28 protein-coding genes and 1 pseudogene are annotated in these 26,645 nt (G+C 64.5%); 20 read left to right on the top strand and 9 right to left on the bottom strand.

Features of this window, described 5'->3' with window-relative positions; all coding sequences use genetic code 11:
• Positions 1 to 2: 2 nt before the first annotated feature.
• The 3 genes from N2603_RS05590 to N2603_RS05580 form a co-directional block, all read right to left on the bottom strand.
• On the bottom strand, positions 3 to 1,067 hold the full coding sequence (locus N2603_RS05590) for an amidohydrolase family protein (protein ID WP_260387990.1): 1,065 nt from the start codon (positions 1,065 to 1,067) through the stop codon (positions 3 to 5).
• Between the two features lie 218 nt (positions 1,068 to 1,285).
• Positions 1,286 to 1,561, bottom strand: coding sequence for a YiaA/YiaB family inner membrane protein (locus N2603_RS05585; RefSeq protein WP_260387989.1), 276 nt, complete (start codon positions 1,559 to 1,561; stop codon positions 1,286 to 1,288).
• 39 nt (positions 1,562 to 1,600) lie between these two features.
• Complete coding sequence (locus N2603_RS05580; RefSeq protein ID WP_018648501.1) at positions 1,601 to 2,296, bottom strand: PspA/IM30 family protein; 696 nt, start codon at positions 2,294 to 2,296, stop codon at positions 1,601 to 1,603.
• Between the two features lie 103 nt (positions 2,297 to 2,399).
• On the opposite strand from N2603_RS05580, the gene N2603_RS05575 reads away from it, so the two are divergent.
• The 3 genes from N2603_RS05575 to N2603_RS05565 all read left to right on the top strand — a co-directional run bounded on the left by N2603_RS05575 (position 2,400) and on the right by N2603_RS05565 (position 6,274).
• On the top strand, positions 2,400 to 3,008 hold the full coding sequence (locus tag N2603_RS05575; RefSeq protein ID WP_260387988.1) for a TetR/AcrR family transcriptional regulator: 609 nt from the start codon (positions 2,400 to 2,402) through the stop codon (positions 3,006 to 3,008).
• 95 nt (positions 3,009 to 3,103) lie between these two features.
• Positions 3,104 to 4,558: a dihydropyrimidinase gene (hydA, locus tag N2603_RS05570; protein WP_260387987.1), complete on the top strand. Its 1,455-nt coding sequence runs from the start codon at positions 3,104 to 3,106 to the stop codon at positions 4,556 to 4,558.
• 93 nt (positions 4,559 to 4,651) lie between these two features.
• Entirely contained in the window at positions 4,652 to 6,274 is a 1,623-nt protein-coding gene (locus tag N2603_RS05565; RefSeq protein ID WP_260387986.1) for an ABC transporter substrate-binding protein, read from the top strand.
• On the opposite strand, the gene N2603_RS05560 is transcribed toward N2603_RS05565, so the two are convergent.
• Positions 6,271 to 7,614, bottom strand: a complete 1,344-nt coding sequence (locus tag N2603_RS05560) for a glycoside hydrolase family 3 N-terminal domain-containing protein (RefSeq protein ID WP_260387985.1) — start codon at positions 7,612 to 7,614, stop codon at positions 6,271 to 6,273. The genes N2603_RS05565 and N2603_RS05560 overlap by 4 nt on opposite strands.
• Before the next feature lie 188 nt (positions 7,615 to 7,802).
• Between N2603_RS05560 and N2603_RS05555 the strand changes: the two genes are divergently transcribed.
• Genes N2603_RS05555 through N2603_RS05545 form a run of 3 tightly spaced genes read left to right on the top strand, consistent with a single transcriptional unit; the run spans position 7,803 to position 11,605 of the window.
• On the top strand, positions 7,803 to 9,305 hold the full coding sequence (locus N2603_RS05555; protein ID WP_260387984.1) for a DUF4153 domain-containing protein: 1,503 nt from the start codon (positions 7,803 to 7,805) through the stop codon (positions 9,303 to 9,305).
• 12 nt (positions 9,306 to 9,317) lie between these two features.
• Positions 9,318 to 10,022, top strand: a complete 705-nt coding sequence (locus tag N2603_RS05550; protein WP_018648507.1) for a response regulator transcription factor — start codon at positions 9,318 to 9,320, stop codon at positions 10,020 to 10,022.
• The gene (locus N2603_RS05545; RefSeq protein WP_260387983.1) at positions 10,019 to 11,605 is read left to right on the top strand and encodes an ATP-binding protein; all 1,587 of its coding nucleotides are present in this window, start codon (positions 10,019 to 10,021) and stop codon (positions 11,603 to 11,605) included. The genes N2603_RS05550 and N2603_RS05545 overlap by 4 nt, the downstream gene beginning before the upstream one ends.
• Here the strand turns inward: N2603_RS05545 and N2603_RS05540 are convergent.
• Positions 11,602 to 11,742 carry a hypothetical protein gene (locus tag N2603_RS05540; protein WP_007597071.1) on the bottom strand — a complete coding sequence of 47 codons (141 nt, stop codon included), beginning with the start codon at positions 11,740 to 11,742 and terminating at the stop codon, positions 11,602 to 11,604. The two genes, N2603_RS05545 and N2603_RS05540, sit on opposite strands and share 4 nt — an antisense overlap.
• A gap of 80 nt (positions 11,743 to 11,822) precedes the next feature.
• Between N2603_RS05540 and N2603_RS05535 the strand changes: the two genes are divergently transcribed.
• The 5 genes from N2603_RS05535 to N2603_RS05515 all read left to right on the top strand — a co-directional run bounded on the left by N2603_RS05535 (position 11,823) and on the right by N2603_RS05515 (position 16,131).
• Positions 11,823 to 12,392: an alpha-ketoglutarate-dependent dioxygenase AlkB gene (locus tag N2603_RS05535; protein ID WP_260387982.1), complete on the top strand. Its 570-nt coding sequence runs from the start codon at positions 11,823 to 11,825 to the stop codon at positions 12,390 to 12,392.
• Between the two features lie 203 nt (positions 12,393 to 12,595).
• The gene (locus N2603_RS05530) at positions 12,596 to 13,006 is read left to right on the top strand and encodes a DUF3606 domain-containing protein (protein ID WP_018648510.1); all 411 of its coding nucleotides are present in this window, start codon (positions 12,596 to 12,598) and stop codon (positions 13,004 to 13,006) included.
• Positions 13,007 to 13,023: 17 nt separating this feature from the next.
• Complete coding sequence (locus N2603_RS05525; RefSeq protein ID WP_018648511.1) at positions 13,024 to 13,515, top strand: hypothetical protein; 492 nt, start codon at positions 13,024 to 13,026, stop codon at positions 13,513 to 13,515.
• Positions 13,516 to 13,640: 125 nt separating this feature from the next.
• Complete coding sequence (locus tag N2603_RS05520) at positions 13,641 to 14,570, top strand: alpha/beta hydrolase (protein ID WP_311741549.1); 930 nt, start codon at positions 13,641 to 13,643, stop codon at positions 14,568 to 14,570.
• Between the two features lie 331 nt (positions 14,571 to 14,901).
• Positions 14,902 to 16,131: an ABC transporter substrate-binding protein gene (locus tag N2603_RS05515; protein ID WP_260424152.1), complete on the top strand. Its 1,230-nt coding sequence runs from the start codon at positions 14,902 to 14,904 to the stop codon at positions 16,129 to 16,131.
• Between the two features lie 183 nt (positions 16,132 to 16,314).
• Here the strand turns inward: N2603_RS05515 and N2603_RS05510 are convergent, their stop codons facing one another.
• Positions 16,315 to 17,877 carry an adenylate/guanylate cyclase domain-containing protein gene (locus N2603_RS05510; RefSeq protein WP_260387980.1) on the bottom strand — a complete coding sequence of 521 codons (1,563 nt, stop codon included), beginning with the start codon at positions 17,875 to 17,877 and terminating at the stop codon, positions 16,315 to 16,317.
• A gap of 189 nt (positions 17,878 to 18,066) precedes the next feature.
• On the opposite strand from N2603_RS05510, the gene N2603_RS05505 reads away from it, so the two are divergent.
• A complete protein-coding gene (locus tag N2603_RS05505) occupies positions 18,067 to 19,158 on the top strand; it encodes an enolase C-terminal domain-like protein (protein ID WP_260387979.1) in 1,092 nt (363 codons plus the stop codon).
• 9 nt (positions 19,159 to 19,167) lie between these two features.
• On the opposite strand, the gene N2603_RS05500 is transcribed toward N2603_RS05505, so the two are convergent.
• Positions 19,168 to 19,590: a RidA family protein gene (locus tag N2603_RS05500; protein WP_260424151.1), complete on the bottom strand. Its 423-nt coding sequence runs from the start codon at positions 19,588 to 19,590 to the stop codon at positions 19,168 to 19,170.
• Positions 19,591 to 19,820: 230 nt separating this feature from the next.
• Here N2603_RS05500 and N2603_RS05495 point away from each other — a divergent pair, with 230 nt between their 5' ends.
• Positions 19,821 to 20,294, top strand: a complete 474-nt coding sequence (locus tag N2603_RS05495) for an NUDIX hydrolase (RefSeq protein WP_260387978.1) — start codon at positions 19,821 to 19,823, stop codon at positions 20,292 to 20,294.
• A 260-nt stretch (positions 20,295 to 20,554) separates the two neighbouring features.
• On the opposite strand, the gene N2603_RS05490 is transcribed toward N2603_RS05495, so the two are convergent.
• Together N2603_RS05490 and N2603_RS05485 are read right to left on the bottom strand one after the other, a co-directional pair.
• A complete protein-coding gene (locus N2603_RS05490; RefSeq protein WP_260387977.1) occupies positions 20,555 to 20,797 on the bottom strand; it encodes a hypothetical protein in 243 nt (80 codons plus the stop codon).
• Positions 20,798 to 20,805: 8 nt separating this feature from the next.
• Positions 20,806 to 20,919 (bottom strand): annotated as a pseudogene (locus tag N2603_RS05485) (L-2-amino-thiazoline-4-carboxylic acid hydrolase); the annotation flags it as partial.
• Positions 20,920 to 21,190: 271 nt separating this feature from the next.
• Here N2603_RS05485 and N2603_RS05480 point away from each other — a divergent pair.
• The 7 genes from N2603_RS05480 to N2603_RS44855 all read left to right on the top strand — a co-directional run bounded on the left by N2603_RS05480 (position 21,191) and on the right by N2603_RS44855 (position 26,509).
• The gene (locus N2603_RS05480) at positions 21,191 to 21,643 is read left to right on the top strand and encodes a DUF4440 domain-containing protein (protein ID WP_260387976.1); all 453 of its coding nucleotides are present in this window, start codon (positions 21,191 to 21,193) and stop codon (positions 21,641 to 21,643) included.
• A 471-nt stretch (positions 21,644 to 22,114) separates the two neighbouring features.
• Positions 22,115 to 22,693: a hypothetical protein gene (locus tag N2603_RS05475; RefSeq protein ID WP_260387975.1), complete on the top strand. Its 579-nt coding sequence runs from the start codon at positions 22,115 to 22,117 to the stop codon at positions 22,691 to 22,693.
• A gap of 19 nt (positions 22,694 to 22,712) precedes the next feature.
• Complete coding sequence (locus N2603_RS05470) at positions 22,713 to 23,522, top strand: hypothetical protein (protein WP_260387974.1); 810 nt, start codon at positions 22,713 to 22,715, stop codon at positions 23,520 to 23,522.
• A 322-nt stretch (positions 23,523 to 23,844) separates the two neighbouring features.
• Entirely contained in the window at positions 23,845 to 24,117 is a 273-nt protein-coding gene (locus tag N2603_RS05465; RefSeq protein ID WP_260387973.1) for a helix-turn-helix domain-containing protein, read from the top strand.
• On the top strand, positions 24,117 to 25,247 hold the full coding sequence (locus N2603_RS05460; protein WP_260387972.1) for a site-specific integrase: 1,131 nt from the start codon (positions 24,117 to 24,119) through the stop codon (positions 25,245 to 25,247). Before N2603_RS05465 ends, N2603_RS05460 begins: the two co-directional genes overlap by 1 nt.
• Positions 25,248 to 25,259: 12 nt before the next feature.
• Positions 25,260 to 26,111, top strand: coding sequence for a hypothetical protein (locus N2603_RS05455; protein WP_260387971.1), 852 nt, complete (start codon positions 25,260 to 25,262; stop codon positions 26,109 to 26,111).
• On the top strand, positions 26,009 to 26,509 hold the full coding sequence (locus N2603_RS44855) for a Cj0069 family protein (protein ID WP_341850467.1): 501 nt from the start codon (positions 26,009 to 26,011) through the stop codon (positions 26,507 to 26,509). The genes N2603_RS05455 and N2603_RS44855 overlap by 103 nt, the downstream gene beginning before the upstream one ends.
• Positions 26,510 to 26,645 lie beyond the last annotated feature (136 nt).

Below are 26,645 nucleotides of genomic sequence, written 5' to 3'. Positions count from 1 at the left end.
AATTAGTTAGCGAGGGACAGCCGCGGAAACGTCTCCAGCGGATTGTCCACGCACATCTTCGCGATCAGGCTCTTCGGCAGGTTCGGCGGGATCGGATCGTCGCCGTCGAACTGCCAGTGCGGATAGTCGGACGCGAACAGGAACATTTTTTCCGAGCCGATCTGGTCGATAATCTCCTCGACGCTCCTGGCATTATCAGGCGCATCGAACGGCTGCATGGTGACGCGGAAATTGTCGCGAATGATCGATGCCGGCTCGCGCTCGACCCAGGGCACCTCGACGCGCACACCTCGCCAGGTCTTGTTGGCGCGCCACATGAAGGCCGGCAGCCAGCTCACGCCGGACTCCATCAACACGACCTTCAGATCGGGGAATTTGCCGAACACGCCCTCATAGATCAGGCTGAGGATCTGCGCCTGAAACGCCTGCGCCTCGACGAAGTAGTATTCGTAGCGGTGCGACGGCCAGCCGGCCGAGCTCGGCGCCTGCCGATATTGCGTGCCGGCATGGATCGCGAGCGGCAGCTTGTACTTCTCCGCGAGCCGGTAGACCGGCCAGAAATGCCGTCGTCCCAGCAGCGTCTCGCCCTGCGCCAGCACCAGGATGGAGACGAAGCGATTGTCGCCGGCGCGGCGCTCGATCTCGTCGATCGCGAGATCAGGCGCCTGCATCGGCACCACGATGGAGGCGCGCAGGCGAGGATCGCGCGACAGCCACTCGGCGGCGATCCAGTCGTTGATGGCCTTGCAGAAGTCGGCTGCCATATAGGCGTCGAATACGGCCTGCGCGCCATAGAGCACGTTGAGGATGGCGTGGCTCGCCCCCAGCTGGTCGAACGCGCCCTTCTGCACCATGGCGAGATCTGAGCCTGGCTTGGCGCCATTGGCCGGCCGCCAGTCGGCGCGGCCCGAAAGCGGCATGCTCGGCGGATAGGAGGTGAGATCGAGCCCGTCGATGGCGCGGCTCACCACCTGCTCTTTCCAATGGTCGCTGAGATAGGGAAGCAGCGTCGTGCGCGTGCCACCAACCGCCGGATGGATGTCGCAGTCGATCCGCGTCGCCGCCATATAGGTTTCCTCGGAGGTTTCCTCGCACAGTCTTTATTGGCGGCGTTCTTCGCGCCGCCCGGACAGAGTGCGTCGGCCGGCGCCGCTGCGCAAGGCCGCACGCCCGCGCGATCCGTCATGGCTCGGTTGAATTTCGCAGGCGCGATATGCGGATCAGGCACGCGGTGGATGCACCGGCACCCACCGCGTCAGACTGCAGGCCGCGGCGTGCTCTCGCCTCAAGCCGCCTTGGAAACCTCCATCAGCAGCCGCTCGGCCTTGGCATCCTCGATGCGATTCACCAGCCGGCTGCTCTCGTGATTGTCGCGGACGGTCTTGGTCAGCGTGATGCAGGTCTGGATCAGCATCACGATGCCCATGGTGAGATAGCCCTTCATCCAGAGGTCGATCGGCAGGAAGAAGACGCCGATGGCGACGAGGAAGGCGGAGGCTGCGAAGGACACGTAGGTGAAGGTGACCCAGGCGCTGCTATGGGGCTGGCCGTTCTGGTTCATGATGATCTCTATTGGTTTAAATGATGATGAAATCTGAGTTCAGGCCGTCTGTGTGCGCTTGGATTTCAGCCGCGCAAGCACGTCGTCCGCGGTCGTCTTGAGCCGAGGGCCAAAGCCCTGCTCGGCAAGTCGCTCGGCAGTAGCGAGGGGACCCGTGGCCGCATCGAGCTCGACCAACGCGTCGTCGGCAGCCTGGGCTTCCATCTGGCGCTCGCGCAGACGCCTCAAGGTGCTCTCGGCTTCCGGCAGCGTAGATTCGTAAGGACGCGCCGCCTCGATGCCGCTGCGGCGGAGCGAACGCACCGCTTCCGAGGCACGGGCGAGGCGTCGGCCGCGATCGAGCTCGGTGATGCGGGCTTGCGCGTTGGTCACGTGCCGCTTCAGCCTGATGATCTCGGTCGCGAACAGCGCGCGTGCTGTCATCGCCGCATCACGATCGGCTTCGAGGCCTGCGATGGCTTCGGCCGCTTCCTTGGCGAGATCCTCGCGGCCGCCATCGAGCGCGGCCACCGCGCGGGTCTCGAGATCGGCGATACGGGCGCAGGTCGCCTCGAGCTTGCGCCCCTCCTGCTGGTCCTGCGCAATCGCCAGCGCCAGCGTGCGCTTGCTGCGCTCGAGGGCGGCGGCCGCATCGCGCATCTGCTGGTCGAGGATCAGCAGGGCCGTACGGTCCTCCAGCTCCTCGCCCGCGGCGGCCACGCTGCCGCGGAAAAGTGTCACGACGGTCTTGAACATGGTCTGCTCCCTGTTTATGAGCGTTGCTCACAAATGCTTTGTAACAGGAAATCTGAACAACGTTCAATAAATATTTGAGCGGCGCTCAAGAATTTGGTTAAGAATGACTAAGGCCCTGGAACGTCGAGAGAAATTGCGGGTCGACCTGATCCGGGCGGCCGAGCAGATGATCGCTGAGCGGGGTTTGTCGGGCCTGAAAACCCGCGATCTGGCCCGCGAGATCGGCTGCGCCAATGGCGCGGTCTACAATCTCGTCACTGATGTGGACGAGCTGGTTCTACGCGTCGGCTCGCGCACGCTGCATCGCCTCGATGAGGCGCTCAGCGCGGCGGAAAGCACCGGTGATCCTTCGCCCCACGAGACCCTGGTCCGCATCGCCATTGCCTATTGCGATTTCGCCGCCGAAAACCTCGAGCTCTGGCGCGCATTGTTCGAGCACCGCATGGCGGCCGACAAGATCCTCCCCGACTGGTCCGTCAACGACCAGCTGCAGTTGTTCCGCCACATCTATCATCCGCTGGCGCTGCTGCTTCCCGAGCGCGGCCAGGAGGAGCTCGGCATCACCGCGCGCAGCCTGTTCTCGGCCGTGCACGGCATGGTGGCGCTGGGGCTGGAGCAGAGACTGGTCGCCGTTCCGCTGCCGGCGCTTCGCAAGGAGATCGCGGGCCTCGTCCGCGCAATGATCGACGGGCTGGTCGCGCGCGCAGAGTGAAAAGGGTTGGCGGCGGCTGACTAAAATTTCGCCTGTCGCATCGCCAGTAGCGCGCTTAGCTTCGGGCCGTCCCTCACCTCTCCCCGGAGTTCCTCATGCCCCTCCTCATCCGCGGCGGCACCGTCGTCAATCACGATCATTCGCGCCGCGCGGACGTGCTGATCGAGGGCGAGACCATCGTGGCGGTGGGCGCATCGGTCGAGGCACCTGCAGGTACCGAGATCGTCGATGCCGGCGGTGCCTACGTCATCCCCGGCGGCATCGATCCACACACCCATCTCGAAATGCCGTTCATGGGCACCGTCACCGCCGACGATTTCGAATCGGGAACCAAGGCGGCGCTGAGCGGCGGCACCACCATGGTGGTGGATTTCTGCCTGCCCGATCCGGGCCAGTCCATGCTCGCGGCCTATCAGGAGTGGCGGCACAAATCCGAGAAGGCGGCCAGCGACTACGGCTTCCACATGGCGGTGACGTCATGGTCGAAGCAGATCTATGACGAGATGGAGACCGTGGTCAAAACCTACGGCATCAACACCTTCAAGCATTTCATGGCCTACAAGGGCGCGTTGATGGTGAACGATGACGAGCTCTACAACTCGTTCGCGCGCTGCGCCCATCTCGGCGCGATGCCGGTGGTGCACGCGGAAAACGGCGACGTCGTCGCCCTGATGCAGGAGGCGCTGATCGCGCGCGGCGTCATGGGCCCGGAGGGCCACGCCTATTCACGGCCGCCGGAGGTCGAGGGCGAAGCCACCAACCGCGCCATCATGATCGCCGACATGACCGGCACGCCGGTCTATATCGTGCACACCAGCTGCCGCGAGGCGCATGAGGCGATCGCCCGCGCGCGGGCAGCGGGCAAGCGCGTCTATGGCGAGCCGCTGATCCAGCACCTGCTGCTGGATGAGAGTGAATACCAGAACAAGGACTGGGATCATTCCGCGCAGCGTGTGATGTCGCCGCCGTTCCGCGACAAGCAGCATCAGGACAGCCTCTGGGCCGGCCTGCAGGCCGGCTCGCTCCAGGTGGTCGCGACCGACCATTGTGCCTTCACCACCGAGCAGAAGCGGTTCGGGCTCGGCGATTTCAGAAAAATCCCGAACGGCACCGGCGGCCTCGAAGATCGTCTCGCGCTATTGTGGACCGCGGGCGTCGCCACCGGACGGCTGACCAAGGAAGAGTTCGTCGCGGTGACCTCGGCGAACATCGCCCGCATCCTCAACATCTATCCGCGCAAAGGCGCCGTCGCCGTCGGCTCGGATGCCGATCTCGTGGTGTGGGACCCCAAGGCGAGCAAGACCATCAGCGCCAAGCGACAGATGAGCAAGATCGATTACAATGTGTTCGAAGGCTTTTCCTGCACCGGCGGGCCGGCGGCGACGCTCTCGCGCGGCCGCGTCGTCTGGAAGGAAGGTGATCTGCGCGCCGAAGCCGGCGACGGCCGCTATATCGAACGCCCGGCCTTCTCGCCGGTGCATGTGGCGAATTCGACGTGGAAGGAGCTGACCGCCCCGCGCGCGGTCGCACGCGGCGCGGTGACGCCGTAGCGCGTTCGGGCGCAAGGCATGTGCCACCTTGAAGCGCGCCGATGGCACACGCCTTGCCTCTCGATGTCGGATCATTCTCTGACGGAGGCCACGATGAGCGATGCACCCCACCATATGACCCGGCGCGACGTGGTGCTTGGCGGCGTCGGCGCCGCCGGTATGGCAGCATTTGCTCCACGTCTCGCATGGGCGCAGGGCCGAGCCGAGACGTTGCTGGTGGTGCAGGAGCTCGGGCCGAACTCGCTGGACATGCAGGGCGTCGGCTCCAACCAGACCGTGAACGGCCTGTCCTGGAATTGCTACGACCGTCTGCTGACCTATGCCTCGAAGACGCTGCCCGATGGGACGACGTCGTACCACCGCGAGAAGCTCGCGCCTGAACTTGCCGAGAGCTGGGAGGTCGCGGCCGACGGCATGTCCTGCACCTTTAGGCTTCGCAAGGACGCCAAATTCCACGACGGCACGCCCGTTACCGCCAAAGACGTCAAATGGTCGTTCGACCGCGCCGTGAAGGTTGGCGGCTTCCCGACCTTCCAGATGTCGGCGGGGTCGCTGGAGAAGCCCGAGCAGTTCGTGATGGTCGACGACCACACCTTCCGCATCGACTATGTCCGCAAGGACAAGATGCTGCTGTTCAACGTCGCCGTGGTCGTGCCCTTCATCATCAATTCCGAGCTGGCGAAGAAGAACGCGACGGCAGAAGATCCATGGGCGTTGGCTTGGCTCAGGAACAACGAAGCCGGCGGTGGCGCCTACAAGATCGAGAGCTGGAAGCCCGGCAGCGAGACCGTGCTGACGCGCTTCGACGACTGGAAGAGCGGGCCGCTGCCGAAGGTCAAGCGCGTGATCGCGCGCGACGTTCCCTCCGCCGGCACCCGCCGCGCCATGCTGGAGCGGGGCGATGCTGACATCTCGAGCGGCTTTGCGCCGCGTGACTTCGAGCAAATCATCAAAGAGGGCAAGGTCAAGGTCTCGGGCGTGCCGATCCCGAACGCGCTCTGGTACGTCGCGCTCAACACGGCAAAGGCGCCGTTCGATAATGCCAAGCTGCGACAGGCCATCGCCTGGGCGATGCCGTATGAGCAGATCCAGAGCAGCGCGTTCTTCGGGCGCGCCGTTCCCATGTATGGCGGAGCGGCTGACGTCTCAAAGCCGGTCTGGCCGCAGCCGTTTCCCTATGTCACCGATCTCGACAAGGCCAAAGCGCTGATGAAGGAGGCAGGTTTCGAATCCGGCCTGGAGACGACGCTGTCGCTGGACACGGGCACGGCCACCGTCGGCGAGCCGACCGCGATCCTGATCCAGGAGAGCCTCGCCAAGATCGGCATCAAGGCGGGAATCGAAAAGATCCCCGGCGCGAACTGGCGCACGACGCTGAACAAGAAGGAGCTGCCGCTCGCGCTCAACCGCTTCAGCGGCTGGCTGGATTATCCCGAATATTACTTCTACTGGAATTTCCACGGCAACAACTCGATCTTCAACATCTCCTCCTACCAGAACAAGCAGATGGACGCGCTGATCGACAAGGCGCGCTTCACCACGGATGCCGCGGAATACGACAGATGCGTGAAGGATTTCATCGCGCTCTGCATGCGCGACGTTCCCGTCATTCCGCTCAACCAGCCGATCCACGACGTCGCCATGCAGAAAGCCATCAGCGGCTACGAATTCTGGTTTCACCGCGAGCCGGACTACCGCCAGTTCGCGAAGGGCTAGTTCCGGCGAGCGATGCTGATTGCGCCCGAAGAAGCCCGCGCCTGCGCGGTCGGAAAGCCACGCTCCAGCCGCGCTTCGCTCGCGCGCAGCATCGCCGCATCGAGCCTGCCCTGCCGCGATCCCTCCAGGGCGCAGGCAAAGACGCGGTAGAACTGCGCGCCGTCATAGGCGACCAGCAGCAGATCGACGCCGGCATTGATCGCTTCGACCACCGCCTTGCAGACGTCGTTCTGGTAGATCGCGCCCATCACGAGATCGTCGGTCATCACCATGCCCTGGTAGCCCCATTTGCCGCGGATGATCCCATCGACGACGCGCTTGGAATGCGAGGCGGCGCGATCGGGATCGACGGCCGTGAGCGTGACATGGCCTACCATCAGCGCGCTGCGCGAATGCGACAGCACTTCGCGGAACGGCTGCCAGTCGGTCGCCTCCAGCTCCTTCACCGGCGTGTTGAGACTGGCGCTGAAATGATGCGTGTCGGTGCGCACGCGGCCGATGCCGGGAAAATGCTTGAGCGTGGCGCCGACGCCTGACCCTTCCAGTCCGCGGACATAGGCGCTCGCGATCGTGCTGACGACGACGGGATCGGTCGCGATCGCGCGCTGGCCGATCAGGGTGTGGAAATCGAGACGGTTGCGCCGCTGCAGCGGCTTGAGGTCGAGCACCGGTGCAAGATTGAGGTTGACGCCGAGGCCCGCGAGCTCGCGGCCGTGGATGCGGCCGAACTCTTCGGCCTTGGCCTGCTGCTCGTCGGGAGCAAGCCCGGTGAGCGTCGCCAGCGCCGGCAGCTTTGTCAGCGGCGGCGCGAGATGTCCGACGATGCCGCCCTCCTGGTCTGCCGCCACGACCAGCGGCGGCAGGCCGGCCGCACGGCGCTTGTCCTGGAGCGCCGCGATCTCGACCCGTAGCGCCTCGATGGTCCGGCCGCGGATGTTGTGCCGGGTGACATAGACGCCGCCAATCAGACCTTGCTCGGCCAAACGCGCGACGTCGGGAAAGGAGGAATAGCCGACCATGAAGTGCGGCCCGAGCTGGCGCGCCTCGGCGGCGCTGACGGCAAGGACCTCGTGCTTGCGCAGCTCGAACTTCAGATGCGCGGCGGACATCAGCAGCGGCGGCAGGCACCAGAGTATGACGAGCAGCTTGCCCGCGATGCTGCGCCATCGCCCTCTGCGCAGCAGGACGATGACGATCATGATGCTTGCGGCGACAAGCGCGATGTTTCCGCCGCCACGCAGCGGGACCAGATAGGGATCGTTCTTGTTCGCGGCCGCGAATGCAACGACGGGCGCGGCGAGCCAGAGCAGGATGAGACCGATACGGCGAAGGAATTGCATGATGCACCACATGCGATGGTGATGAATGCTTCGCACCTATCAAGGCGATCTGCGCTGCGCGAGAGACAAAAGCGCACCTGCACGAAAACTGCAAAAGACTCCTGAAACCGTGCAGACGAAGGCCCCGGCTTCTGCGCAAGCGCCGTGCAGACTGCACGATATCGATATTCACGAAAGGTCATTTGCGCATGACGAGCCTGGCTACGACGCCGACGACGGACATCCAGCCGATCAGGCCTTCGACAATATCAGTCAAGCTCGCGATGGCGCTGGTACTCGCCGCGCTCGCCGACTGGCTGTTCTATGGCCAGCGGGCCGGGCTGTCGCTGGCGATCTTTGCAGTCGCGATCGTCTGCGCCTCGCTGCTCGCCAACCACGCATCCCTGGACATCCGCCGCGCGGCGATCGGCGCCGCCGTCATCGTCCTCGGTCTCGTGCCTGTTATCGAAGAGCTCAACGCGCTTTCGTTCCTGATCCTCGTTGCAGCGCTGGTCGTCGCCCTGCTGCTGGCAACCAATCCTGAAACGACCGGCCTTGCCGACCGCGCCCGCGCGCTGCGAAACTTCGTCCTGTTCGGCCCCTTCAGAGTCTTCCCCGACGCGCTCCAGGTCTTCAACATGTCGGCGTTCACCCGCGGCATCGCGCTGTGGCTGATGCCGGTGGTGCTGGGCACTGTCTTCGTCGCGCTGTTCGCTGCGGCCAATCCCGTGATCGAGCAATGGGTCTCGCTGCTCAATCCAAAGATCATCCTCGAATATGTCAGCGTCCCGCGCGTGCTGTTCTGGGTCCTGATGCTGGCGCTGGTCTGGCCGTTCATCCACGTACGCTGGCGGCGCAGGAAGATTGCCGCAGCCGCCCAAACCGATGTCACGGAGCCGGAGCCGCTTGCGCCCTTCATCTCGCCGGAGTTTCTGGGTCCCTCCTCCATCCTGCGCTCGCTGATCCTGTTCAACCTGCTGTTCGCAGCGCAGTCCGTGCTCGACGGCATCTATCTCTGGGGCCATGTGGCCCTGCCCGACAACATGACTTATGCGGCCTACGCCCACCGCGGCGCCTATCCGCTGATCGTGACTGCCCTGCTCGCCGCGGCCTTCGTGCTGGTCGCGATGAGCCCCGGTGGCCCGGCCGAGAAATCGAATGTGATCCGCCCGCTGGTCTATCTCTGGGTCGGGCAGAACGTGCTGCTGGTCGCCTCCGCCATCCTCCGGCTCGATCTCTATGTCGGCATTTACATGCTGACCTATTGGCGGATCGCGGCCTTCATCTGGATGGGACTGGTGGCGCTGGGACTGATCCTCATCGTCGCGCGCATCGCGCTCAACCACACCAACCGGTGGCTCGTCTGCGCCAATCTGATCGCGTTAACGATCGTGCTGTACAGTGTTTCGCTGCTGAACTTCGATGCGTTCATTGCCGACTACAATCTGAAGCACAGCAGCGAAACAGGGGGCAAGGGCGTGAAGATCGACGCCAACTATCTCCTCACATTGGGCCCGCAGGCGCTGCCTGCGATCGACAGGGTCATCGCGCTTCGCGGCGGCGATTACTGTCTTGCGGGACGTCGAGATCGGCTTGTAGAAAGTCAGCGGCAGGATCTGGCCTGGCGGGCCTGGGGTTTTCGCAGCTGGCGGCTGCAGCGTCGCCTCGATGCTCAGGCCAAAAGCCAGCCCGGCAGTCAGCCGGCAGGGTGAGCGGAGAGTTTCTTGGCGAATCGTATTCTCATCGTCGACGACGAGGGCCACATCCGCGAGGTCATCCGCGTCGCCCTGAAGAAGGCCGGCATGGACGTGATCGAGGCGCGCGACGGCAAGGAGGCGCTGAGCCGCTTTGCCGCCGACAGGCCCGATCTCATCGTGCTCGACATCGGGATGCCCGAGTTCGACGGCCTCGACGTCTGCCGCGAGATCCGCAAAGGCTCGGACGTGCCGATCCTGTTCCTGTCGGCGCGCGACGAGGAGATCGACCGCATCCTCGGCCTCGAGATCGGCGGCGACGATTACGTGACCAAGCCGTTCAGCCCGCGCGAGCTGGTGGCGCGGGTCAACGTCATCCTGCGTCGCCTCAGCCCGCGCAATGGCGAGGCCAAAACAAGTCCGGCTGCGCTGGTGCAAGGCGGCCTGCTGATCGATCCCGAGCAGCACGTGGCGACCTTCGCCGGCACGCCGCTGAAGCTCACCGCGATCGAGTTCGGCATCCTGCGCGCCTTCCTGACCCGGCCGACCTCGGTGTTCAACCGCGAGCAGCTGATGCGGGCGGCCTACCAGCTCAACATCCAGGTCTCCGACCGCACCATCGACAGCCACATCCGCAACATCCGCGCCAAGCTCGCGGCGCTCGCCTGCGACAACGTCATCGAGACCATCCACGGCGTCGGCTTCAAGCTCGGCCGCTGCGAGAAAGAGGCATGAGCGCGGCGCCTGACAAATGGCGCCCGTCGCTGGGGCTGGTGATCTTCGCGGTGCTGACGACCGTCGGCGTGCTGCCGCTGGTCGGCCTGTTCTTCTTCCGTCTCTACGACAACCAGCTGATCCGCCAGACCCAGGCCGAGCTGATTGCGCAGAGCCGCGTGCTGGCGACGATCTATGCACAGGAGGTCACGGCAAGGCTCGGCAGCGGCCTCGCACTCGGCCCCGAAGTGCCGCCGAACGTGCTGCCCGATCCCGGCGACCAGGTCACGCCGATCCGGCCCGCGCTCGACCTCACCGCCAACGACCTGCTGCGGCGGCGGCCCGATGCACTACCCGCGCCGCAGCCGGCGCAGCAGGCCTATGTCGAGATCGGCGCCAAGCTGACGCCGATCATTCGCGAGACCCAGAAGGTGACGCTGGCGGGCTTTCGCATCCTCGATCCGCAAGGCGTGGTGATCGCCGGGCGGCAGGAGGTCGGGCAGTCGCTTGCCCATATCGAGGAGGTCGCGGACGCACTGCACGGGCAGTACCGGGCCACCTTGCGCAACCGCGTGCCGGACAAGCCGCCGCCGCCGATCTATTCCTTCAGCCGCGGCCTCGGCGTGCACGTATTCTCGGCGATGCCCGTCATCGTCAACAACCGCGTCGCCGGCGTGATCTACACCACGCGGACGCCGAGCAACATTTTCGATCATCTCTACCAGGAGCGGGCTAAGTTCGTGCTGGCGGGGCTGGCCGTGATCCTCGGCACGATTCTGATTGGCCTCGTGTTCTCGCGCACCATCACGCTGCCGATGCGTGAGCTGATCGACCGCGCCGCGCGAATCGGCCGCGGCGACCGCGAGGCGTTCAGGCCGCTCCGGCACTACGGCACGCGTGAGTTCGCGCAGCTCTCGCACAGCTTCCTCGGCATGGCCGAACAGCTGGCACGGCGCTCCGACTATATCGCGACGTTCTCGGCCCACCTCACCCACGAGCTGAAATCGCCGCTGACCTCGATCAAGGGCGCAGCCGAGCTGTTGCAGGATTCGGTTCAGGGCAAGGCCGGCAGCCTGACACCGGCCGAGCAGACCACGTTCATCGCCAACATCCTGTCCGACACGCAGCGGCTGGAGGCGATGGCGCAGCGGTTGCGGGAGCTCGCCCGCGCCGAGAGCCTGCCGCAGAACGAGCGCACCGAGCTTGCGCCCGTGATCGCCGATCTCAAAAGCCGCTTTCCGGCAAGCGCGATCGAGGCCAGCGGCAGCCTCGACAGAACGATCGGCATGTCCTCGGAGAAGGCGCTGATCGTGCTGTCACACCTCGCTGACAACGCGGTGCGGCACAAGGCCGGGACAATCAGGCTGGAGGCGGTCGACGCGCGGACGACCCTGCTTGTGACGGTCAGCAATGACGGCGAGCCGATATCGGCGCCGAACCGCGACAGGATCTTCGATGCGTTCTTCACCACCCGGCGCGACCAGGGCGGGACCGGAATGGGGCTGGCGATCGCGCGTGCGGTGATGGCGAGCCATGGCGGCTCGATCAGGCTCAAGCCCACTGACGAGGGCGCGGCCTTCGAACTCCAGTTTCCGGTGGCCTAGATCGCGAACACCCAGGCGGCGACGATGGTACCGATGGTGACGAGACCTGCGATGGTCCAGCCGGCGGCGTATTCCAACTCAGGATGACCGGTGGCCCGCATGATCTCTGCCGGATCGGCGGTATGCTTCTCTGCCATGACAGCCTCGCACGTTTCTTCCCGCGTCATTAGATAAGTCGCACCAGCCGCCATTAGGTTCCATCACGGAAATGCGAGGCATGACGCAGCTAGGTTTGTTCGCCGACCCGCAGGCAGGCCCGACCGGCCTTCGCTATACGGACAATTTTATCGATGGCGCCATCGAGCAGGAGCTGATCGGCCGCATCGCAGCATTGCCGCTTCAACGCTTCCAGTTCGGCGCGTTCGAGGGCAATCGCCGCGTGGCCTCCTTCGGCTACCGCTATGACTACGCGCTGCAACGGCTCACCGAGGCCGATCCGATCCCCGCGTGGGTGCGGCCCGTTGCGCGCCAGGTCGAGGCATGGGCGGGGCTCACCGAGGAGAGCGTGCAGCAGGTGCTGTGCACCGAATACGAGGCCGGCGTCGGCATCGGCTGGCATCGCGACAAGCCGCATTTCGACAAGGTGCTCGGCTTGTCGCTAGGTTCGCCATGCAAATTCCGCTTCCGCCGCCGCAGCGGCGACAGATGGGAGCGCCACACGCTCGAGGCCCTGCCGCGCTCGCTTTATCTGATGGATGGCGAGGCGCGCTCGCAATGGAAGCACAGCATTCCGCCGGTCGAGGCACAGCGCTACTCCATCACCTTCCGGACGATGAAGCGGCGGTAAGCAGGCCGTCCAAAACAAAAACTGCGAAAACAACCCCATGCACAGTAGAAACCGCTTTCCCGCTTGAGGCGGGGTCGCGCAGCGCAACGGCTTGACTCATCGGTGCAAAACCGCCGCTCCGCGCAACCGGCGCGAGGCTCGCGTCTTGCCTTCCAAATCCGGTTGCATGCTAGACTGGATGCCATCCACGGCAGGAGGGAAGCATGGCCGACAACAAGGCAAAGCGGGGCGGCGCCGATCGCGCCCTGATCGCGCTCACCGAGAAATACGAAGTCGCCTACTGGTCGAAGAAGTTCAAGGTGACCCCGGCCAAGCTGAAATACGCCGTCAAGAAGGTCGGCCGCTCCGCCAAGAAGGTCGAGGACTACATCAAGCTCCAGAAGCACCGCGCGTCCGACAAGAGCCGGATCGCGCTCGGCGAGGCCTATGAGGTCCGCTACTGGTCGAAGAAATTCAAGATCACCCCGGCCAGGCTGAAGGCCGCCGTGGCCGCCGCCGGACATTCCTCCAAGAAGGTCGAGGCCTACCTTGCGGCCAAGAAGGCGGCGAAGAAGGGCAAGAAAGCCGTCAAGAAGACCGCAAAGAAGACCGTCAAGCGGAAGAAGGCCGCCTGAAGTTCCGGGAGAGAGGGATGAGATCCGGTCCAGCGATCCTCGCCTGCGCCCTCGTTGCCGGCGCATTCCCCCTTGCCGGCGCCGCCGCAGCCACGCCCGCAAAGGTCTCGGGCGCGACCGCGCTGGCGCTCGCGGGGGTGATCGCGCCGCTGTCCCCGGACCTGACCGGCGCCGAGAGGAAGGCGGTGGCGATGCTGTTCGCCGCCAATGCCGACATTCCCTACAAGAAGGCCATCGTGGTGACCGCGGACCGGATCGTCTGCCGCACCGGCAATGTCGACATCACCATTCGCAATTGCGAAGTGACCTTCGGCAAGAAGGTGAAGACCGTGAACGGCTCCACCGCCAACGAGATCTTCGCCACGGAAGCGCTGGCGGGCGTGCCGCCCGACGGCGCGGCGGGATCGAACTTCGAAAGCCTGTCCAAGTTGAGCTGCACGATCGATCCCAACGCGATCAGGCGCAAGGACGGCAGCGGCGCGGATTGCACCTTCCAGCCGGGGAATTGAGTGCGGCCGGGCGCACGAGCCGCAAGTGCCGTGAAATCGCCTCAACACCAGCCAACTAATAAGGCGAATTGAGAAGACAGGCCCAGGGAGCGAGCCAATAACAGGCGCGCAAGGCCGGCACCATGATGAAGAATTACCTCGCATTTTTGCTGCTTTTGACCGTGACTGCCGCCTCCGCGCATGGCCCGCTGCCGGCTCGGCTGACCGCGCCGTCAGATCTTGTCCCGGCGGGCCTCACCGATTCCGACACGACCGCCGGCGGCACCGCGCGGCTGTGCGAGCAGGTCACCTTCTCGCGCGGCCTGCGCTACGGCGAGAGCGAGGCCCAGGTGCTCGATGTCGCCGCCAGCGCGACCAAGGCGGATACGCCGCGGCCGGTGCTGCTGTTCGTGACCGGCGACAGCTTCACCGGCGACCGCGCCGCGCCGGACCTGGCCCGCGAAATCCAGGACCAGGCCATGTGCTTTGCCGCGCGCAACGACATGATCGGGGTCCGCGTCAACTATCGCCTGGCGCCGGCGGCGACCTGGCCGATGGGGGCGACCGACGTGGCAGCGGCGTTGTCCTGGATCCACGGCAATATCGACCTCTTCAACGGCGATGCCCGCGAGATCGTCGCGGTCGGCTATGGCGCCGGCGCCTTTCACGTCGCCACCCTGCTGGCGCATCCGGAGTTGCAGACCGACCGCGCCGACGTCGCCGGCGTCGTGCTGGTCTCGGGCATCTACCGCGTCGGCAAGGAGGCCAGCGACAGCGAGAAGGCCTATCTCGGCACGGACGCGACCCAATATGACAAGCGATCGGTCTTTCCCGGCATCCTCAATGTCGACGTCCCCATCGTGCTGGCCTGGGCCGCCGACGATTCCGCCGGCCTCGTGGCGCAGGGCGAGACGCTGAAGAAGACACTCTGCGGCGCCGGCCACTGCCCGCGCAGCGCACTGCTGCGCAACCGCGACGGCATCGCCGCCGCGTTCGGCCTCGACGGCTCCGGCGACAGCCTTGCGGAGCCGACACTGCTGCTGGTGCATCAGTTGGAGGCGCGGGGGCTGCCGTAGGCGGGCGAGGGCTACAAATCCCAAACGCGATACAGTCCATCACCGTCATCCTGAGGTGGCCGCTCCTTCAGCGGCCCTCGAAGGACGACGGCCCGGCTCCGTCCGCGCGGTTGCCGCGGTGGCCGTTCATCCTTCGAGGCTCCCGGCGCGATGCTTTGCATCGCGCCACTCGCACCTCAGGATGACGGGTTAGATACAGGCGGCCCGGTCAACATGCCTGCCGTTTCGTTCGCCCAACAGGCCACAGGAATGACAAACGCTTGACCTAGATCAAGCGGCCTTGGTGCGGAATGAGCCGACCTCGTTGGGGGCCAACGACAAGGTGTCGAACATGCGCGTCATCGGCAGGATGCTGTTCGTGTCCATGATTGCCATCGCGTCGCTCGGCGCGATGTCGCAGCAGCAGCAGCACTCGGAGCAACTGCCAAGCGACAAGGAAATCCGCATCGGCAATCTCATGCCGTATTCGGGACCTCTGTCGGAGTTCGGCGCGATCGGCCAGGCGGAAGCCGCCTATTTCGACATGATCAATGCGCGTGGCGGCATCAACGGCCGCAGGATCCGCTTCATCACGCGCGACGACAATTCCGATCCGGCAAGCGCGCTGGAGCTGACGCGCAATCTGGTCGAGAAGGACGACGTGCATGTGATGTTCGGCTCGTTCGGCACGCCCGGCAATCTCGCCACGCGCTGGTATCTGAACGAGAAGAAGATCCCGCAGCTGTTCGTCGCCTCAGGCGACGAGGAGCTGAGCCAGGCCAGGGCGTTTCCCTGGACCATGGGCTGGCAGCCGTCGTTCCGGTCGGAGGGGCGCATCTACGCCAACTACATCCAGGCCTATTATCCCAGGAAGAAGATCGTCGTGCTCTGGCAGAACGACCAGTTCGGGCGCCAGCTCTACAAGGGCATCCAGGAAGGCCTGGGTGACCTCAACCGCCACGTCCTCGTCGACATCGCCTTCGACATCAACGACGAGCATCTCGAAGGACACGTCTCGATCCTCAAGCGCGCCGGCGCCGATATCTTCGTCTTTCTCGGCGTGCCTTCGACCGCGTCCAAGGTGATCAAGCTGGCGGCGTCTCTCAAATGGCGCCCGGTCTTCATCGTGAACGATGCCTCGGCCACGATCGCCAATGCGATGGCGCCGGCGGGCCTGGAGAATTCGGCCGGCGTGATCTCGGCGGCGTTCCTGAAGGATCCGAGCGATCCCGCCTGGAAAGACGATCCCGCCATGAAGGAATGGTTCACGTTCATGGACAGGTACCATCAGGTCGAAAGCACCAACAGCAGCGCGGCGGTCTACGGCTACGCCGCGGCCGAGGCGCTGACGCAGGTGTTGAAGCAATGCGGCGACGACCTCTCGCGCGACAACATCATGCGCCAGGCGGCCTCGCTCAGGGACTATCAGCCTTCGGTCGCCTTGCCCAATATCAGGATGAACACCTCGCCGGAACGCTATCTGCCGATCAGGCAGATGCGGCTGGTGCAGTTCGACGGCCGTTCGTGGCAGCCTTTTGGCGAGGTGATCGAGACGGCGTTCACGGAGGGCGCGGCGCGGTGAGAGTTGGGCTCTTGCCCTCCCCTGGAGGGGAGGGTCGATCGCGCGCAGCGCGAGCGGGGTGGAGTGATCTCTCCCCACGGGCAGCATTCGATGCGGAGAGACCGTCACCCCACCCCGTCTCACATTGCGCTACGCTTCATGTGAGCCGACCCTCCCCCTCCAGGGGAGGGTAAGAAAGCACCCTCACGCCGGCTTGAGCGAGGCCAGCGCGTTCTCCAGCAGTGAGCGCACGCGGGCGGCGTCGCCTGATTTCACCATGGCCGGGTCGAGATAGAGCTCCAGCCCCGGTGCGCGCTCGGTGATGATGCCGCTTTTCTCCGCCGCGGCGTCGTTCAGTGCGTCGACCGAATAGGGAATCACCTCGCGGCTGATGCCCTTCATGGTGATCGCGGGCAGCGCGTGCGCGCGAACGATGTCGCTGACGAGGGCGAAGGTCTCGTAGCTCAGCACGATGCCGCCGGGCTCGGCGATCGATTGCAGGCGCGCGGCGAGGTTCGCTTCGGCACCAATGATGGTGTAGTCCATCCGGTCGGTGCTGCCGAAATTGCCGACATTGCAATAGCCGGAATTGATGCCCATGCGCGAGCGGAACGGCTGCTCGATGCCGGACGCCCGCCATTTCGCGTTGAGCTCGGCGAGGCGCTGCTGCATGCGCCAGGCCATCTGCAGGCAGGCCTGCGCATCGGCGCGGTCGCCCCTGGTCTCGGGGTCGCCGAAGAAGATCAGCATGGCATCGCCGATGAACTTGTCGATGGTGCCGCCATATTCGAGCGCGATCGCCGACATCTCGGTGAAATATTCATTGAGAAGCTGCGTCAATTGCTCCGGCTGGAGCCGCTCCGCGGTCGCCGTGAAATTCTGGATGTCGGAGAAGAAGATTGTGAGCTTCTTGCGCTCGGTGTGGATGGTGACGTCCTTCTGGCCCGAGAAGATGCTCTTGTAGACCTGCGGCGGGATGTAGCGCGAGATCTTCATCGACAGCGAGGCCAGGAAGTCGTTGGCGGATTCGAGCTCCTTGTTCATGGTCTTGATGCGGCGCGCCTGGCGGCGCTGCAGCGACAGGAACGACAGGCCGCTGCCGGCCGCGATCAGGAAATAGGCCAGCAGGAACTTGAACGAGAAGATGTTGGCGGCAATCGGCTGGGCGATGATCACCTCCTGGATGCCCCTGACGTCGCCGACCTTCCAGTCCTTCTTCGGGCTCTCGGGATGGCTGTTGTGGCAGCTGACGCAGGCCGGCCCCATGGTAACCGGCGCGATCAGGCGGACCTTGTCTGAGAACAGCGAGGTCTCGGTCTCCACGATCTTCTGCTCGGGATCCCTGCGCAGCGCATCGAGCGCATCCTTCTCGAACTTGTCGAGCTGGTGCGGGGCGCGGTTCTGGAACGGGAAGTCCGAGACGAAGCGGTAGGTGATGTTCTCCTGCTGCGCGCCGATCACCCGGCCGAGCTCGAGCGACAGCGTCGCCGGGATCGGGATCGCGCCGGGGACGGATTCGTAGTTGTGAACGACCCTTGTGGTGCCGTTGGGATTGGCGAGCACCCGCCCGACCACATTGGTCGCGTAATAGCTGCGCACGCTGGTGATCACCGAATTGAGATCGGCGGCCTGCCGGCGCAGCGCGGTCTTGGAGAGCTCAGTCAGGTCCAGCCATACCGCGAGCGGCAGGGCAAGCAGCAGGAAGGCGATCACGGCGCCGATGAGGATGCCGCTCTTGCGCTGTTCTTCGGAGATCTCTTGTTTCACTCTGTGGCTCCGTCGTGTGCGATTTTGTCGCAAAGTCGAGGGATTTGCGGCAAGGAATGCGGCGGCACAGAGCCAATAAAAGCAGGCCGGCGCAACCCCATTTCATGGTGGTCGCGGCAGGCGGCTGTTCGTTTCATCACAACCGTTTAAGATCGGCATGAACCTGCATTCACTCCGCCGGGAGATTCCATGACTGAGACCATCCGTATCAAGCGCTTTGTCGCGCGCCCCGTGATCGTGCCGATGAACCTGCCGCTCCAGACCTCGACCGGAGCCGTCGCAAAAGCACCGCTGGTGCTGATCGACTGCGAGACCGACCAGGGCGCGGTGGGGCACGCCTATCTGTTCTCGATCACGCCGTCGGCCTTGAAGCCGCTGACCGCGATGGTCGCGGAGATGTCGGAGCTCGTCGCCGGCGACGAGCTGCTGCCGTTCGAGATCGAGCGCAAGCTGACCCAGCGCTTCACTCTGCTGGGCCTCGCCGGCCTGCAGCGGCTGGCGCAATCCGGCATCGACATGGCGGCCTGGGATGCGCTGGCGCGCACACGCGGCCTGCCGCTGGCGCGCCTGCTCGGCGGCGCACCGAAGCCGGTCAAGGCCTACAATTCGAAGGGCCTCGGCATCATGCCGGCGGGCGCCGCGGTGGAGGAGGCGCACAAGCTGCTGGCCGATGGTTTTCACGCCGCAAAGATCCGTGTCGGACGGAGCGATGCGCGGGAGGACCTTGCCGTGGTGCGCGCGGTGCGCAAGGCCGTCGGCGAAGACGTCACGCTGATGTGCGACTACAACCAGGCGCTCACGGTCACCGAAGCGATCCGCCGCGGCGAGATGCTCGACGACGAGGGCCTCTGCTGGATCGAGGAGCCGGTCCGCCACGACGACTACGCCGGGAACGCCCGCATCGCGGATGCGCTGCGCACGCCGGTCCAGATCGGCGAGAACTTTGACAGCGCGTTTGCGATGCAGTCCGCGCTGTCGGCGGAGGCCTGCGACTACGTGATGCCCGACGTCCAGCGCATCGGCGGCGTCACCGGCTGGCTCCGTGCCGCAGCGCTGGCGCATGCCGCCGGCATCGAGATGTCGACGCACCTGTTCTCGGAAGTCAGCGCGCATCTGCTCTGCGTGACGCCGACCGCGCACTGGCTGGAATATGTCGACTGGGCCGATGCGGTGCTGGCGAGCCGGCTGACGATCAAGGACGGCTTTGCGCTGCCGAGCGAGGAGCCGGGTAACGGGATCGCGTGGGACGAGGCGGCGGTCGCCAGATATCTCGTGAAATAGGGCCGCTTCCTACGACCGAACGGCGGCGATCATGTTCAGCTCGACCGGCGCTCCCCGCGGCAACTCGGCGACGCCGACGGACGTACGCGTGTGACGGCCGCGATCGCCGAGGCGTTCGATCAGCCGGTCGGAGGCACCGTTCATGACCTGCGACTGCTGGGTAAATCCAGGCGCCGAAGCGACGTATCCCACGACCTGCAGGACCTGGACGATCCTGTCCTCGCCGCCCGTTGCGTGGTTAATGGCCGCAATACAGAGATCGGCGCAGAGTGCCGCCGCCTCCTGCGCGGCCGCGATGTCGACACCCGCGCCGACCTTGCCCGCATACAGCAGGTCTTCGCCGCGACGCGGCAGCTGACCGCTGACATACGCAATTCCACCGTGGATGATCACCGGCAGGTAGTTGCCGCCGGGCTTGTTCACACTGCTCATCTCGCCAACCTGTCTTCCTTTCACGTCCGGCAAAGCGACACATCGCGCCGAACGCCGCAACCTCGATCGCGCCGGGCGCATCGCCGAGGCGGATGAGCGGACAATGGCAGGCGGCGAGTCACGGATCAAGGCTGCGAGGCGTTTGCATGCCAAAGGCGGTGCCGATCCAGTCGCACAAGACCTCGCCCGCGCGCATTGCACAGCGGCGGCGCGCGCGATAACGATCCCCCATGACCACCTGGCGCCCTCATCCGCATATCCGCGTCGTCGCGATCGGCCTGCACTGGCGGAACGGACGGCTGCTGGCGGCCGAGGTTCGCGATGATGCGGGGCGGATCAAGGGCGTGCGTCCGCTCGGCGGCGCGATCGAGTTCGGCGAGAGCTGGCGGCGCGCTCTGGTGCGGGAATTCAACGAAGAGCTCGGCATCGACGTCATCATCACGGGCGAGCCCTTGATGCTGGAGAACATTTTTGTGCACGAGGGATCGACCGGGCACGAGGTGATGTTCATCGCCGAGGTCGCGTTTCCGGAGGGCACCTTCAACGGCCAGGACCGCATCGACTTCCGCGAGGATAACGGAGAAGAGATCGTCGCGCGCTGGTTCGATCTCTCCGATCTCGACGTGGATGGCGGGCCGAGCCTCTATCCGACCGGGTTGAAAGGCCTGCTGCTCGCGAGCAAACTCTCCACTCCGTCATCCTGAGGTGCGAGTGGCGCGATGCAAATGCATCGCGCCGGGAGCCTCGAAGGATGAACGGCCCGGATACAGCCGGGCCGTCGCCCTTCGAGGGCCGCTGAAGAAGCGGCCACCTCAGGGTGACGGTTATAGACTGGCGCGCGCTGCCTCCACGTCGTCATTGCGAGCGCAGCGAAGCAATCCAGACTTTGACCCGCGAAAAGATTCTGGATTGCTTCGCTGCGCTCGCAATGACGGGATGTGGGGCGACAGCATGGCCCGCAACACTACCACACCTCCGCGCCCGGGATCTTCTTCCGCACCGCCATGCGCTGGATCCAGATGCAGCGGCGGACGGATCTGTTGGAACGGCCGACGGCGGATATCCCCTCGCCGGCCTGCAGCAGCGGTGTCACGTTCTGGCGCAGCTCGCGGCAGCGCTGGAGCTCGGCCTGCCAGTCGATGATCGCGGCGTCGGCGCGTGACGCCATCAACGCCAGCGCCGCCACGGCAAGACAGCTGGTCCGCATCGTTCCCCTCACTGTGATCCACCTCCGTCGCGCCGATAACGGAAGTCGCAATAAGACGCGCCCTGCATGATGGTCTGCGTGCGCGTGAGCCTGACGTCGGGGCCGAACCCGTCCGCGGTCGCGGATGCACCAGACGATAACTCAACTTCGTGTTGCTGGCGAGAGCTCGCCTCGTGCGTGCCACGACATCCGAAAGGCTCGACTAACCCTTCCGTGATCTCGGGGCTACCGCCGATCGTGCAATCCTGAAAACGCGGGCGCCGCCATCAATGGTATGACGATCAGCATTCAAATGATGCCTGCAAGCGACCAGAGGTGAACATGACCCGGCCCGAAACGTCTCCAAGCACCATCAGGTCACCACGATTTTCACGACGCCGTCATGTTGCGGCGATGACCGCGGCGCTGCTTCTCGCCGCAACGTTCTGGTCGGCCGGAGGCGCGCGCGCTGCCGCAAATGACGCTGAGGCAGGAACCATCTTCGAAAGATTCATCGCGGCGCAGAATGCGCATGATGCGGACGCGGTGAAGGCCATGCTCCTGAATTCACCCGGCACGCTGCTGTTCGCCAGAGGCATCGAGACGCGCGGCCGCGATGACGTCGCCGCGCGCTTCAAGACCTATTACGAGGGCACCTGGCACCTCGAGCCCGACATATCGAAATTCCACGTCGCCGTGCTCTCCAACGAGGTCATGCAGATCCTCGTCCCCATCGTTTTCACGCGCGCGCCTGCGGGCAAGCCGCCGCAGCAGAATACGTTTCTGATCAGCCAGACCTATGTTCGGGACGCGACCGGCTGGCACGTCGCCTCGATCATGCCGGTCGCGAATACGGAACTGAAGTAGAGGGGATTGCTAGCCGTCTTGTAGCCCGGATGGAGCGCAGCGTAATCCGGGACAGTTTTCGAGGGGATAGACCCCGGATTGCGCTTCGCTCCATCCGGGCTACGCGCTGAAGTAGAGGGGATTGGGCTTGCCTAGCCGAAGCTCGCGGCTACAAGCCCGCCTGCGCCCTTTGGGCTTCGGCCTCCGGAGCACGACGCTCCAGTCCGTCTACGCTCTTCGAGCTTCGCCGGACACGCTTCGCCGCAATTTTCCAGGCTGTGCCACGCGAAGCCGAAGGCGAAGCGTGGTGGGCACGACAGGGATCGAACCTGTGACCCCTACCATGTCAAGGAAGGGCTCGCCGGCGTATCTCGTTGATTTGAAATCGTTTCCGTCCCGGCCTGTGCGGTCCCGTTCAGGGCTATTTTCCGGCGTTTTGGGCCCAACGTGGAAGGTTCGTGGAAAGCGTCCAAGGCCCTTGGAGGTGCTCGGATGAGCAAAGTGCCCTCCCGCCCGACCGGACGCCTGCTCGATCGCCTTCCTCCCGAACCTCGCCAGCACTTGCTGTTGATCGGCAGCGAGGGCCGCGGCGTGTTCGGGGCGGCCTGCTTCCAGAGCATTTTTGAGGCTCATATCAGCCTGTTCGAATACCTTGCCGCAGCAGGAGCGACCGCGGTGATGATCGGGCGGCTGTTGGCTGAGGTCGGCGTTACACGCAAGGACGGCACGCCACTGCCCCCAGGCACGGTGTCCAGCGCGCTCAGCCGAGCCCGCGAGCGCGCCGCCCGTGCGCCCGCCATGCGGCAATCCCCGACCGGGACCGGCACGGACATGCCGGTCGCTGCAGACCCCTGCAATGCCCTGCAGGCTAATGTAGCAGTTGGCAGAGCGACGATCCCGATGTCGCTCAACACCCTCCCAGTTCAGGACGCGCCTGTGTCTCCGCGCGCCACCAGCTCCCTTCGGCCGTCGCCGAACGGATCGCCGGCCGGTCTCGACCTGCCGGCGGACACCCGCCGCGCCGCGGCGCTTTTAGCACACCTCAGGAGTTTGAATGATGAAGACGCCTAAGACGCAAACGAAGGCCAATTTGGTCGACCTCATCGAGATCGGGTCCGATGGGACCGCGATCGGAAAGAGCACCTTGGCCAATCGGATCAGCCATCTGTACCGGGAGGTGGGCCGGCCAGTGACATGCGTGCGCATCGAGAGCACCCGCCGCCGCGGGCAGGACCCGGGCGCCGCCGATACCGACATCTTCATCCCGCTCGAGGAATTCACCACCGCGGCGACGCGTACCGGGGGCCTGGTCGGTGTGCTCTCGCCGCTGTACGAGGCGGTCATGCTGATCCCCCGAACCGGCGGCGCCGTGATCGTCGACTGGCCCGGCGGGACCGCTGGACATCGGCTAGAGGTGCTTGCTGCGACGAATTTCGACGCAACGCTTGCCTCAATGGGCATCCGTGGCATGTCGATTGTCATGACGAGTTGCTCCGCCGAGCATATGGCTCAAGCCGAACGCTATTTGAAGGGGCTCGAGAAGGTCGCTCCGAACCTCCCTCGCGCGCTCGGATTGTCTGGCCGCAACGGGCCGTTCGACTGGCCGGTGCAGTCCGAACAGGCCGAAGCCTTTGCCCGCCTGAAGACGGCGGCAGGGGACATTCCGCAGCTGCGCATCCCGCTGGTTGCGGGGCGCGCCCTGCAGGTCTGTTCGGATGCTGGCCTCGATATCGCCTCGGCGTTGATGCTGCCGTTCGACAAATTGGCGGCCCATCTCGGTGTGCACGTCTTCGCGGCGAGCGCCTGCGCTTCCGAATTGGCCGTGTGGTGGCAGCGCACCGGAGCCGAGCTCCGCAAGATGCTGGAGGTGAAGCATGCCGATGCCGGTGTCACCGTCTAGGCTTCAGGAGCGTGTCGCCTACCTGGTGCGGCGGCGTCGGTGGATCGAGCGCGAAGCAGCGACCTTCGTGCTCGATTTCTACCGTCGTTACCGTCGGCTGCCTCCCGCCTATGTTACGGTGCTTCTGCCCGGCGCGACTGTCCGGAGCCTCCGGCTCCGGGGCGAGTTCGGACACCTCCTCCGGAGTTTTAACCGGTTTTCCCGGGTTGCGTTCAGCCGGGCTGTTGACCGTTTCCGGCGGCCATAGAACGCTCAATGGCAGGCTTTGGGTCGCGGCGCGACCAAGATAAGCCAGTGATATGGTAAATGGAGTACCACTCAGATGATCGATCTCGACACCTGCTCGGATTATGCCCTGCTCTCGACCGCAGAGGTGGCTCAATCCCTCCGCATCAGCGAAGGTGCTGTCAGGAAGGCTGTTCGCGAAGAGCGGCTGAAGGCCATCGCCGGCTTCCGCGTGCTCTATTTCGCGGCCCGCGAGGTGCGGGCTTTCGCGAGCGGCATGAGCCCCTCCAGCCACACCGCTACTCATAAGCAGCGGTCGACGGGAGATGATCACGCGGCGGAAAGCCCCTCCGAGGTCGTCGTCGACTAATGGCTTACAAAGAAATCGCAACGTACGGCTGCTTCAAGGTTTGCCAGCGCGTTGGCAAGCCTCACTTCTACGTCGGCACGTATCTCGTCGACACTCAGAAGACTATTTATCGCTCGTTGCATACGACGGATGCCGGAGAGGCAATCGATCAGGTCCGTAATCTTGCCGCGCGCGGCATCACCGGCGATCCGGTGTCCGCGTTGGCGCAAAAGCCTTTGCGCACCGTCGCTGAGGTTCTCGATTTCTTCAAACCATATGCAGCAAAGCACAAATCCGCCGAGTTTGCGGGGATCGCGATTGGGCGGATGGTCCGTTTGATGGGTGATCAACTGCTGCAAACCGCAGTGCCGGACGATTTCGACCGGTTCCGCGATGCGGCAGTGGGAGAGGGTATTTCCTTATCCACCGTCCATCGCACGCTCACGATCCTACGCAGTGCAGTCAAGACGGCCGTCAAGAACCGCAGGCTGCCCAGCCATCACCTGCCGTATATTCCGTACTACCTCTCCAAGAACCAGGCCCGCAGCGCAGATCCGAAAGGCCGGGTGATGGATCCGGAAGAGATTGCGGCTGCGATCGATCAACTGGATTTCCTGCACCTTCTCATCGCCGTCGTTTATCTGCTGAACACAGGAAGCCGGATCGGCGCGATCTTGGATGCGACCACGGCGCAGATCGATCACCGTTACAATCTATTCGATCTCAACCCGCCGGGGCGGCTGCAGACCGACAAGTGGAGGCCGGTGCTGCCCATTGCTGACACCCTTGCGCCCTGGACCCAAGCTCTGGCGCCAGGCCACATTGTGACCTGGCATCATGAACCTGTCGGAGAAATTGACACCGGCTTTGGCGCGGCTTGCCGGCGCGCGAAATTGTCCGGCGGAGAGAACACCTATTCGATCAGGCATGCGCTCGGCAGGTACATGCAGACGAGGGGCGTAGCGCCGCTCGAGATCAGCCTTTGGCTTGGGCATATCCAGCCCCCGGACTCGAAAGAAACGACCACCATCTATAGCCCGTTCCGACCCGACTATCTGCTTAAGGCGAAGATGGCCGTCGAGGCGTTCGTGCACGAGATCGCTTCACACTGCCGCCGACACGACATTCTGAACCCGCCCTGGCTCAACTGACTGAGATGCATGATGACCACCCGAACCGAGAAAACCAAAGTTTCATACCGCAACCGTGCAAAGCAGATGGCGACAGCGGGCGCCAAGAAAGCAGGACGCCGGCTGTCGCCGAGCGAACTCGCTCAAAACCTGGTTGACCGTCGCGGCGAACTTGCACCGTCGAGTTTCCGCCAAAATCGCGCTGCCCTACGTTTCATGATGAACGAGGTCGCAGAGGATCAGCCGACCTTGGGGCCGGAAATGCGTGCGGCGATTGCGCTCCTGGAGGATGTCGAATCGCGCGAAAGATCCGACGATGGATTGTTGCGCACGTCGCAGCAGAAGTTGAAGCGCCTCGACGACGATCTGGATCGCATCTGCCACGGTGCACTGGCCACCACGAGCCCGAATGCTGGTATCCTGGTGGACTGTTTGACCGTTGGATCGCTGACCGGCGCCAGACTAGAGGAGTGGCCAAGCGCCAAACTCCGGCCCTCCAGCGATCCCGACTACGCTTGGGAACTGGTGTTCGTGAACGGCAAGTTCGGAAATGGCCGGGCTCACGGCGAAACGCGCGTGTTGCGCTGGGCTTGGCTGCCCACAGAACTTGTCGACCAGACGAAGGCGTGGATCTTCGCGGCTCGCGAAGCGGCCGGCAATGGACGCTATGAGACTCTCATTTCAACGCTGGAATCGCTGATGCGTCGGGTCACGAAGCAGCTCTTCCCGACGCGGAAGCGCCGCCCCACCCTTTCGTCGGCCCGGCACGCCGCGGCGGCGAGATGGAAGGCGGTCTACGTGGCTCCCGCTCGCACGCCGGAGGAGAAGGAGCTCGGACTTGCGATCGTGGCGGCGCTGTTGGGCCACGCCAGCGACGAAACCTAGACCAGACACTACGCACGCCCGCGCGAGGCGGACGGCAGGTTTCCTGTCCCGACGCCCGACCCCACCGAAGTCGCGCGCGTACGCAAGCGCTACTCGGCACCGGGCCGCAAGCGCGAGGGTCTAAAGCCCTAAGTAGTTCGTTACGGCTTGAGACGCGCCTCGCGCAAGCGAAGAAGCGAAAGGCGCATTCTACGCGTTGCGTAGCTTGTCAGAAGGCTGCCCCGCGCTTCCAGAACCTGCGCCGGTTGATGGGAAACGAGTGGACGCCGAAGCTGACATCTCTGTTAGACGTCCTGACGTACGATTTTCCCATGATTTGGGACGCGGATTTCACGTTCGGTCGGTCCCGTTCCGGCGAGACCGACAGTTACGTGCTCGGTGAGATCAACGACAGTTAGTCTTCCCGATCCCCAATAACGCGCCGGCAGATATTGCCCGCCGAGTTGCGGCTAGCGGACGAGACAGCGGCCGCGGCAATATCGACGCGAATGACCCCCATTACGGAAGAGGTCGGCTTTTCAGGGCGAGCGCGCT

The sequence above is a fragment of the Bradyrhizobium huanghuaihaiense genome (assembly GCF_025200885.1).
Classification (GTDB): domain Bacteria; phylum Pseudomonadota; class Alphaproteobacteria; order Rhizobiales; family Xanthobacteraceae; genus Bradyrhizobium; species Bradyrhizobium huanghuaihaiense.
The sequence above is the reverse complement of the archived record's forward strand: the minus strand, read 5'-3'. Positions and strand labels throughout refer to the sequence as shown.